Source organism: Pseudomonas sp. Ps21-P2 (genome assembly GCF_039672565.1).
Lineage (GTDB): Bacteria > Pseudomonadota > Gammaproteobacteria > Pseudomonadales > Pseudomonadaceae > Aquipseudomonas.
The window spans coordinates 1-10,142 of sequence record NZ_JBDFPL010000021.1 but is presented as its reverse complement, the minus strand read 5'-3'; the positions used below and the strand labels follow the sequence as shown (position 1 = coordinate 10,142).

8 protein-coding genes and 2 pseudogenes are annotated in these 10,142 nt (G+C 54.7%); 5 read left to right on the top strand and 5 right to left on the bottom strand.

Annotated elements, in window-relative coordinates:
- Positions 1-99 precede the first annotated feature (99 nt).
- Positions 100-386 (top strand): annotated as a pseudogene (locus ABEH28_RS26980) (IS3 family transposase); the annotation flags it as partial.
- A gap of 287 nt (positions 387-673) precedes the next feature.
- On the opposite strand, the gene ABEH28_RS26975 reads toward ABEH28_RS26980, so the two are convergent.
- Both ABEH28_RS26975 and ABEH28_RS26970 read right to left on the bottom strand, forming a co-directional pair.
- A complete protein-coding gene (locus ABEH28_RS26975; RefSeq protein ID WP_346627956.1) occupies positions 674-1,807 on the bottom strand; it encodes a hypothetical protein in 1,134 nt (377 codons plus the stop codon).
- A 962-nt stretch (positions 1,808-2,769) separates the two neighbouring features.
- The gene (locus tag ABEH28_RS26970) at positions 2,770-3,162 is read right to left on the bottom strand and encodes a helix-turn-helix domain-containing protein (RefSeq protein WP_346627957.1); all 393 of its coding nucleotides are present in this window, start codon (positions 3,160-3,162) and stop codon (positions 2,770-2,772) included.
- A 97-nt stretch (positions 3,163-3,259) separates the two neighbouring features.
- On the opposite strand from ABEH28_RS26970, the gene ABEH28_RS26965 reads away from it, so the two are divergent.
- Positions 3,260-3,985, top strand: a complete 726-nt coding sequence (locus tag ABEH28_RS26965; protein WP_346627958.1) for an SDR family oxidoreductase — start codon at positions 3,260-3,262, stop codon at positions 3,983-3,985.
- 299 nt (positions 3,986-4,284) lie between these two features.
- On the opposite strand, the gene ABEH28_RS26960 is transcribed toward ABEH28_RS26965, so the two are convergent.
- On the bottom strand, positions 4,285-4,608 hold the full coding sequence (locus ABEH28_RS26960; RefSeq protein ID WP_346627959.1) for a gamma-glutamylcyclotransferase: 324 nt from the start codon (positions 4,606-4,608) through the stop codon (positions 4,285-4,287).
- A gap of 213 nt (positions 4,609-4,821) precedes the next feature.
- A pseudogene (locus ABEH28_RS26955) lies at positions 4,822-5,540 on the bottom strand (tyrosine-type recombinase/integrase); the annotation flags it as partial.
- Between the two features lie 364 nt (positions 5,541-5,904).
- Here ABEH28_RS26955 and ABEH28_RS26950 point away from each other — a divergent pair.
- The 3 genes from ABEH28_RS26950 to ABEH28_RS26940 all read left to right on the top strand — a co-directional run bounded on the left by ABEH28_RS26950 (position 5,905) and on the right by ABEH28_RS26940 (position 8,616).
- The gene (locus ABEH28_RS26950; protein ID WP_346627960.1) at positions 5,905-6,888 is read left to right on the top strand and encodes a DUF1852 domain-containing protein; all 984 of its coding nucleotides are present in this window, start codon (positions 5,905-5,907) and stop codon (positions 6,886-6,888) included.
- 26 nt (positions 6,889-6,914) lie between these two features.
- Positions 6,915-7,949, top strand: coding sequence for a methionine synthase (locus tag ABEH28_RS26945; protein ID WP_346627961.1), 1,035 nt, complete (start codon positions 6,915-6,917; stop codon positions 7,947-7,949).
- 157 nt (positions 7,950-8,106) lie between these two features.
- A complete protein-coding gene (locus tag ABEH28_RS26940) occupies positions 8,107-8,616 on the top strand; it encodes a flavin reductase family protein (protein ID WP_346627962.1) in 510 nt (169 codons plus the stop codon).
- 443 nt (positions 8,617-9,059) lie between these two features.
- On the opposite strand, the gene ABEH28_RS26935 is transcribed toward ABEH28_RS26940, so the two are convergent.
- Positions 9,060-10,142 (bottom strand): M10 family metallopeptidase C-terminal domain-containing protein (locus tag ABEH28_RS26935; RefSeq protein WP_346631544.1); only part of this gene is annotated, 1,083 nt, incomplete at its 5' end.

Sequence of the window (10,142 nt, the reverse complement as noted above, 5' to 3'; positions counted from 1 at the left end):
GGCTCAGGAAGCACAGGCCTACGCCGGCGCTCGCCTGAAGGCAGCGTTCTAACAAGCCTCTGGCTGCTGCGATGTCAAACCGTAGCAGCCAGTACCTTGGCTTACAGCTGGGTCAAATCGTAGCTCACCCAAGAGCAGCGTCAGCAAGACGATGACCAGCAAGCCTAGATGACCAGTTGAATGAAGAGCGAGACATCTAAAAAAGCCGCCGCCTACTATGCCAAGGCGTGCGGCCGAAGTACGCGTTCATCAAGAAGCACTCAACTGATTACCCGGTACGGCGCCTTTGCCAAACTCTCAGGGTACACCCCAGCGGCTCCTACGCTTGGCTGGGCGAGCCTCAATCTGCCCGACAAAAACGTATCTCTTATGATCGTAAGCTTTTATGTCGCGTTCCATAACGGGGTTTACGTTAAATGCCTGCTTTTATCCGGCGGGTAACTTCGCTGGATCGCAGCAGGCTGTGGCTTCTTAGTGGCCGGTAACCCGAGCGCCTTTGAGCATCTATAGTCCACCGGTTGAATCCACAACCCATAGCGGCTTTTCAGCGCAGGCGAACTATCATTCCAAGGTCGGTCGACACCAAGATTTCTATAAGACCCGACACATGCATTCTTACGAATACGGTAAGCTGTTTCCCGCTATCCCACACAGTTAACGCTTCCTCTGAGGCTCATAAATTCCGTGAAACGAATAGCTTGATCTCTCTGACCCAAACTCCGATGCCTTCTACATCTAGATGAAAACGGAAAGCGAACCATCCATCATCGCCTTCTGGGCTGATCTGGTCGACGCTTATCACTTTACGCACGGCTTTAAGCGGCGTGGAGGGAGCGTTTATCCCCAGCTGTTCTGAGTACGGAATAGATGCCATACGTATAGTTTCGAGCTTTATCAGCTTTGGTAACCAAGGTGAACCGAGAAATTCCGTTGAGTATTCTCGGATCCGGGTTCCGTAAGTCGGAGCATAAAAAACCTCACCTCGGATTGTGGATAAGCAAGTTTTTATCTTTTGCGGAAGAGAGTCTATACCGCTCACTCGCGCCAGTTGGCCATTCAAAATGAAAAGATCATGCTCATCGCTTAAAGCCAAGTCCATCGGAAGGCGGTGCGCATCGATTCGAGGAAAGCTTCCCATGACGCCTACCTTGATCAATGTTCCCTTGTCAGATTTAGACCACGCAGGCGGACAAGATAGCTCACGCCCATCGCCGAGATCGTTGACCAGTACGAATTTGTCATATGCGTCTAGATCACCAAATCGGTCGATGTACTCAATTAGCTGCCATAAATCGCCGATTACGAAGTGATCCAACAAAAACGTCCAAGTTTTTTCCTCTACGGCAACGAGTTCCCCAACAAAGACAATGTAAGGACCTACTGCGATGAAATCAGTGGACTGCGGCGCGGACTTCATCCTTTCCATCTCTAACTTTATAGCATCCTCATGCTCCGTTTTCATTTGATGAAGCAGCGAAGTCGGATATGAAGCAGGATTAACATCGATCAAACGACTATGGGTTTGGCAAAGCCAAATTCCGTTTTCTATACTCGCGCGCTGTTCCTGCGTCATTTCACTATCGTATCGTTCTCCACCTGGCGCAGCTGCTGTTATGTGAGCGGCCACCCCTATACTCACATGCTTATCTGAGGCTTCGTCGCTTGGCCCGGCGGTTGCTATGCCACACTTAGAAAATGAGCATCGATAACCTGCCCTTAAAGCGAGGGCTGTCCTAGTTTTGGAAGCAAAGTCGTCTCGGTTAGGCCTGGTTTTTTTTGAGTCAGCGCCGGGGGAAGCTGCGGTCATTCTGTCCTTGTCCTGTTTGATCGTTCTGAGACATTCCGAAATTAGTCCGGATCGTTCCCAGAGAGCAAGAGGAAAGCGTTGACGGCGCAGAAAGCACGGCAGAAATTGGAATGGCGGCTGTCCGATAGTGAAGCGAACCGAAGTTTGGTGAGCCGCTCAGGAGGACACTTGCTTACCGCAAGCCAGTTGCCTTGCCGTCTGATGGGCGATGAACGAAGTGAGGGACCGCTTCTGGCCGTTAGCAGCCCTTTACGAAGACCACCTCACAATCAGGGCACCAAAGCAATTCAGTGTCCATACATGTTTATCGATCAATACTTGGATGTCGATGTGGGGACCAAGCGCCACTAGCCGCTATCCATTCATTTCCTTTCTTCGTTAGCGTTACTTCCCCGTTTGAACTAGCTAGGTAACCCCAGTCTAGAAGATCCAGTTCCATATCGTTCTTGTGTAGGGCCACCGTTAACCCACCAACTCGACGCAGCTGCTCCGCATGATCAAAATCCAAGCTTGGCGGCTCTGGATTTGGTTTTCTAGGAGTGACGATAGGGGCTGGTGGAACCGCCGCAGCCTGAGTTGGGACTGAATTTTTCCGTGGAAAAAATCTTTTAAAATATCGCAAAAAATCCATTGCTGGCACTCGCTGTTGTTGTCTGTAACTGTATATCGACCTTTCATAAGAAATATTTAATGCCTGATCTTGATGTGCGGGCGCAGGAACGCGTACTCCCCCACCAATCCGGAGCTGCCCCGAGGTGTCAGTGACAAAGTCGTCCTGAACACCTTGGAGTTCCGTTTGCAGCCCCTCGTAACAGGCTAACCGAGGCGGTGAATTGCCCTCTGGTTCTGTAGACGCGAATGAATGACAGCTATTGGCCGATTGCTACCCTTCGTCCTTAGCATCCAAGTCGCAGTGATCGTACTTTGGAAAATGTGCAGAGAAAGCCGCATGCGCTCTGTTGTTAAATTTCCTCTTCCAACACTTCGCTCTTTCTTGATGTGTCGTATACATATTGCGCTCTTTCCAGCGCGGAGCCGTTGGCGAGCGACCAGTTGTAAAGGGCGGCGAATGGTTCGCGAAGCGAGCAGCCTAGATCGGTAATGGTGTACTCGACGCCGATCGGTCGCGTGGGCAGGACTTTGCGACTGATAAGGCCATTGCGCTCCAAGCGCTTCAATGCGTCAGACAAAGCCTTGTGGGTAATGCCTTCAAGCCGGCGCTTGAGATCATTGAACCGCGCTGGCTGCGTGCAAAGCACACTCAGGATCAGCACCGTCCACTTATTAGCGATATGTTCGAGAATAGGCCGCGTCGCGGTCACATCAAGCGGCAGCTCAAGTACGTCTTTAGACATGGGTATACGCCTCGATATCTAAGCACCATCAGGTGCCTTCTTGTGATTAGATATAGGAATGATAGCTTGTTCTTCATCACTAATGATGGGAGGACGTATGAGCACTCTTTCAGGAAAAATTGCGGTTGTGGTCGGTGGCCATGGTGGTATTGGTGGTGCTATCGCAAAGCGGTTCGCGGCGGAAGGCGCCACCGTTTACGCCACAAGTCGTCGCGCCGAAGAGGGGGGCAGCGAGCTTGCGGCCGGCAGGCTGTACGCCCGCCGCGTTGATGCTTCAGATTTGACGGCGCTCGCTGCCTTCTTCGAGGCGGTGAGCAGCGAGGCCGGGCGGGTGGATGTGCTCGTCGTCAACGCCGGTATCTCCGAGTTCGCGACACTAGATGACATCAGCGAGGATCATTTCGACAGGACGTTCGACCTCAACGTGCGTGCGTTGCTTTTTGCCGCCAAGGCTGCAACGGCGATCATGCCGGATGGTGGCTCTATCGTGCTGGTGGGGTCGATCGCCGATACGATCGGCACTAAAGGCTATAGCGTCTATGGGGCGACCAAGGCCGCTGTACGCTCATTCGCGCGCACCTGGGCCAATGAACTGGCTACCCGCAACGTCCGCGTTAACGTCGTGGCACCGGGCCCAACCGACACCGCGATGATGGCGGCGGCGTCCGACGAGGTGCGCGAGACGCTGACGAAGCTGATCCCGCTCGGACGTATGGCGCGAGTAGAGGAAATAGCCTCGGCCGCGCTGTTTCTGGCAAGCGACCAAAGCAGTTACATCACTGGAGCCGAGCTGCCGGTCGACGGCGGCATGGCTCAGGTCTGACCTGAGCCGCCTTTCGAAAGATATGGCCCGGCGATTTCATCCAGATCTCCGACAGTGCGCTACGTCAATGCCGGCGTTCACTAGGGGATTTCAGCCAGCCAATGATGTTAAGGAGAGGTATTTGACGATTTCCTGGCTGTAATCTCCCTTGGTGAAAAAGGATCGCTTTCGACCCAAAGCAGCCGCTCCGACTGAGGGCCTTTGCCATCTGCTACCGCTACCTGCGTGGAACGGAATTTGTGGTAAATCGACGTGAAGTCAAAGCCTATGGCGGTTCATTGCCGCCACAGGGCAAATCCCTAACGCAGGGCATAAACGTAGGCATCAGCCTGGTCACCAGAAAAAAGCGTCACTTGCGTAAGGACACGCTGATACTCCTCACCCTCGAATTCATCCAAATCAGCCCAGTGGTTTTCGAAATTTTCCGAGATAAAGACGTGCCCTTGAATTTCTTTTCCTGTCTCGCTGATCACCAGTCCTGGAAAGCCCATACTGGCACCCCACCCTTCTTGGACGAGCTCTCCTCTGAGACTGGCCGCTTCCCATGTTCCACCAATGTTTTGCATTACATGTTCATTGGGACGGCCTGGGCCAAGAGAGCCATAGACGAAGAGTCGATTCATTTTTAGAGACCTGTGAAGTGAATCACGAACTTTGAAGGATTGATTAGGGCGAAGCAAGCCGAGACATTACCCATGCTTAAAGCCACAGCTGTCGCCGTATTCCTGAAATCTTCGACGGCTTTGGTCGACAGAGCGAGCAGCCATGGGTTGCGTTGCACCATATTCTCGACACCGCGCGAGGGTGAGCTCTTGCGTAGGCTTCAATCCCCTCTATTAATATTTCACCTTGTAGGTCGGTGAATCCTCAGGCCGGTTCTCCCGGCGATCATAAATCTTGGTCGTGCTGATGTTGGCATGACCCAGCCAGGCCTGAAATTTGGCGATGTCGGCTTCATGCTCCAAAGCGTTGGTGGCTGCGATTGTCCTGAGCCCATGGACCCCTAGGCCGTCGACCTTAATCCCGGCCTTTTTCGCGTAGGCCATGACCACGGTATAGATGCCGGTTGGCCGTGATGCCAGCGCCGCTCAGCTTGCCGCGCAACGGGGTGAAATTGGCACCTTCCTGTCGACCAGATGATGCCCCGAGCTTTCCAGGTAAAGATGGATGCGCCCGGCCGCCACCGGGTGCAACGGCAGGTAGCGCACCTTGCCGCCCTTGCCGTGCACTTCAGATGCTGGATCCCGCGGCGTTCCTGAATGTCGCTCACCTGCAGCAGCGCCGCTTCTTCACGGCGCAGCCCGTGATAGAGAAGAACAGCCAGTAGCGCCTGGTCGCGCTGCCCTTTAAGGGTCGTTTCATCCGGGGCTTCGAGCAGCGCCTTGGCCTGGTGATCGCCCAGTGCCGGTGTCTTGCCCTCGTTGCTTTCAATCTTCGGTGGTTTCACTCCATGCGCGGTATTGCCGCCGGCGATCGCATTGCTCTCCAGGAGGTGATCAAAGAGGCTTGCCTGCGCGGTCAACTTGCGGCGCATCGTGGCGCCCGCCAAGCCGCGACATCCATTTCTCTGCTAACGGCTGCTTTGGCTCCAAAGCAGCCGCTCAGGCTCTGGGCCTTTGCTACCTGTTACCTGCGTAGAAAGAAGGGTTTCAGCGATTTCTCGCGACAAATGCAGGTCGAACGCAGGGAGAAAACCTCTCTAGTACCTCCAGCCAAAACCCTGCATCCCATCATGAGCGTGACTAATATTTTTTTGAAATCAATTCGTTTTTGTTCATGTAGTGTCCGCTTTAAACTGCGCCCAGCTCTTCACCAAAGTCAGGCTTATGGCCATCGAGTGAGGAAACAGACTGCGGGCCGAAGCTGAACAAGCCAGAAGCTGATTCAGATTTGCCTGAAAAATTAGGGTGCCAGCTACGATGAACAACGAATTCACATTTGCGATCAAGAGCATTTGTTTTGACGAGAATTACTCCCCATCAAGCAATACGCGGATCACCACCAACTTTGCCAACCTGGCCAGGGGTGAAAGCCGTCAGGAGAATCTGCGCAACACGTTAAAGATGATCGATAACCGCTTCAACGCGCTGGCCCATTGGGACAATCCTACCGGTGATCGTTACACGGTCGAGCTGGACATCATTTCCGCCGAGATGAACATTGAAGCAGGCAGCAGTGAGCATGCCATCCCGCTGATTGAAATTCTTAAAACCACCATTGTTGATCGCCATACCGACGAGCGCATCAGTGGCATCGTGGGGAACAACTTCTCCTCGTACGTGCGGGACTATGATTTCAGCGTGCGTCTGTTGGAGCACAACAAGAACCAAGCCGGTTTCAGCACGCCAGAGGATTTTGGTGATCTGCACGGCAAGCTGTTCAAGTGCTTCGTCAATTCGTCGGCTTACAAGGAGCATTTCGACAAACCGCCGGTGATCTGCCTTAGCGTTTCAAGCACCCGCATATACCACCGCACCGAGGATCAGCACCCAGTATTGGGCTTTGAGTACCAACAGGATGCCTACTCTCTGACCGACGAATACTTCCGGAAAATGGGCATGACCGTGCGTTACTTCATGCCGCCGAACAGTGCTGCGCCGTTGGCGTTTTATTTCTCGGGTGACCTGCTGGCGGACTATTCCAACCTTGAGTTGATTGCCACCATCAGCACCATGGACACGTTCCAGAAGATTTACCGGCCCGAGATCTACAACGCGAACTCGATAGCAGGCAAATCCTATCAACCGAGCCTGAAGCATCAGGACTACTCCTTGACCCGCATCGTGTACGACCGGGAGGAGCGCTGTCGCCTGGCGGTTGAGCAGGGCAAATTTGCCGAAGAGCAGTTCATCAAGCCCTACCAGGCCGTGCTTGAGCAGTGGTCCATTAGTTGCGCCTTTTGATCAATTAAAAAACAAGGCTGTTGTTCATGAAAAAGCTGTTGCCCACTTCCACTGCCGGTAGTTTGCCCAAGCCTTCCTGGCTCGCTCAGCCCGAGACGCTCTGGTCGCCTTGGAAACTGCAAGATGAAGCATTGATCGAAGGCAAGCAGGATGCACTGCGTCTGTCGTTGCAGGAGCAGCAACATGCCGGTATCGATATCGTCAGTGACGGCGAACAAACCCGTCAGCACTTCGTGACGACGTTCATTGAGCACCTTGAAGGTGTCGATTTCGAAAAACGCGAGACCGTTCGAATTCGCGACCGCTATGACGCCAGCGTGCCTACAGTGGTCGGCGCTGTAGCGCGTAAAAAACCGGTGTTTGTCGAAGACGCCAAGTTCCTGCGTTCGCAAACCCAGCAGCCGATTAAATGGGCTCTGCCTGGTCCGATGACAATGATCGACACCCTTTACGACGCTCACTACAAGAGCCGTGAAAAACTGGCGTGGGAATTTGCCAAGATCCTCAACCAGGAGGCTAAGGAGCTGGAGGCTGCCGGGGTCGACATCATCCAATTCGACGAACCGGCCTTCAACGTGTTCTTCAATGAGGTGAACGAATGGGGCGTTGCCACGCTGGAGCGCGCCATCGAAGGCCTGAAGTGCGAAACCGCTGTGCACATTTGCTACGGCTATGGCATCAAGGCCAATACCGATTGGAAAAAGACACTGGGTTCAGAATGGCGCCAGTACGAAGAGGTCTTCCCTAAACTGCAAAAATCCAGCATCGATATCGTCTCGCTGGAATGTCACAACTCCCACGTGCCGATGGACCTGATCGAACTGATTCGCGGCAAGAAGGTGATGGTTGGGGCAATTGACGTGGCAAACCATGCTATCGAAACGCCGGAGGAAGTCGCCAACACACTGCGCAAATCGCTTCAGTTCGTCGATGCTGACAAGCTCTACCCATGCACGAACTGCGGTATGGCACCTTTGCCCCGCCATGTCGCCCGAGGCAAGCTGAACGCATTGAGTGATGGCGCAGAAATCGTTCGCAAAGAACTCCTGAACGCGCGTTAAGCCAGGCTGGAAATTGGCGCGCAGATTAAGGGGCGAACAGATCGCTTTGAGTCGAAGCACTTTGCCCAGCAAAGGAAAGGATTGGAGTTAGCCAACTGATCGGGCTCCTCCATTTCTGCTTAACAGTGTCAGCCGCATTTTCTATATAGGACCCGCTATGCCACTCCCTGAAATTGCCATCGAGCCACTGAGCTTTCGCGAAGCGCTCGGGCACTACGCATCGGGCATCACGGTGATCACTTCACAGGTGGACGGCGAGCCGGTTGGCTTCACCTGCCAGTCGTTCTACAGCGTGTCGATGAGCCCGCCATTGGTGTCATTCAGCGTCATGTGCAGCTCTGCCAGTTACCCAAAGATTCGCCAGGCTGGCCGCTTCGCGGTCAATATCTTGTCGGGTGAGCAAATTCATATTTCCAACCAGTTTGCTCGCCGAGGCACGGACAAGTGGCAAGGAGTCGAGTGGCATGCGTCGCCGCTGGGCAATCCGGTCATTGCCGGAAGCCTGCACTGGCTCGATTGTGAGATTCACGCCGAACACGCCGCTGGTGATCACCTGATTGTGATTGGTGAAGTGAAAGCGTTGAACCTGCAAGAGGTTGCTGCAACTCAGCCATTGCTGTACTTCAAAGGGCAGTACCGCAACTTCGCGGCGCATGCTCCGGCTTGAGCTTATGGAAGCCGTGGAGTTGAGACAGCATGGCTAATGGAGTGGCCTCAGTTCACTCCATTAGCCAGTTGATAGCTCCGCTTAAATGCCGGAAGCCTTGCGTGACGGGAACTGCGCCTGTTCGGCCACCTTGCCAAAGATCAGGTCCAGGCTGGGCTGGCCTAGGTGCCTTACCGCAGGATCTTTGTTAACTCGTAACTTCTGGCTCGCCACCGGCTGAGTACGTGGTGGTGCAATTTGCACCGCTGATTGCGGTTTACTTCAGCTTGGCAGCTACCGCGTTGCTGCATTTCACATGGCGCACGCCAGTAGATGACTGAGCGCGAGTGTCCGCTTCTGGCCGAAAGCGGTCAGGCGCGACCGGCAGCTGTGGTCCAGCACGCACACCGTAGCGGTTGCGTAAGCTAAAGTTGCGTGCTGATAGCCCGGTTGCTCAGGCAGCGTTAGCCCACGTGGTCAATGTCAATAGTGGTGTGGCCAATGAGGACCACCTCTGCCTTATCGGCAACCACCAAATCGGAATTGGTGATCAACTGCGTGTAGTCGAATCCGGCTAGCGTGACCTGGAAAGTGTGCTCATCGGCCCCCGCTTCGCTGCTGCGCAGGTAGGTACGATCAGTGTTTTCATCGTAGGTCATGCGCAAGGTACCGTCACGGCCGTCTCCCAAACCGGTCACGCCGAGCGCAGCGACGTCGAGCTTGTCCTGGCCCCAGATGAAGTCAGTGATCAGGTCGCTGCTGCCGGCATAGCTGTCGGCGCTGCTCGTGAACACGAACCGGTCGTTGCCTGTACCGCCAGTGAGCTTGTCCGCGCCTAACCCACCGGTCAGGACATCGTCGCCGGCGTTACCCTCCAGCGTGTCGTTTCCGGCGCCGCCGGCCAGCGTGTCGTTGCCCCAGTAGCCATACAGGATGTTCGCCTTGTCGTCGCCGGCCAGATTCACTGGTGTAATCGGCTGCGGGGTGGTCACGGCGGTCGCGTCACTGGGCGGGGCGAACAGCACGGTGCTGGCATTGAGCTCACTGACGTGGTTCCCGCTGAGCAGAATTTCGAAGCGGTTGCCGTTGGCATCGGGCTCCAGCGATTTAAGCGCGGTGGTATCGCCGGCCAAGTTGAGGACCACCTTCAGCGTACCATTGTAGCCGTTGCCCAGCCCGGTGAAGCTCAATGCGGACACGTCGATCATGTCATGGCCGCTGCCACTGAAGTCGGTGATTAGGTCGCGGCTGCTGTAGCTGCCACTGGCATCATTACGGTAGCTGTCGCTGAGCCGGGTATACACGAAATTGTCGGCACCTGCTCCGCCGCTCAGGGTATCGCCGCCGGCGCCGCCGAATAGCCGGTCATTGCCCGCACCTGCTTCGACGGTATCGCGGCCAGTGCCGGCCTTCAGGGATCCGCTGGCGTGTGTGCCTTCGAGCAGATCGTTGTGCGAAGTGCCGTTGATCAGCGGCTGGAAGTTGGCATCGGTAATAAGGCCGCTATTGGCCAGAAACTGCACGGCAAAATGTTTGCCATTACCGTC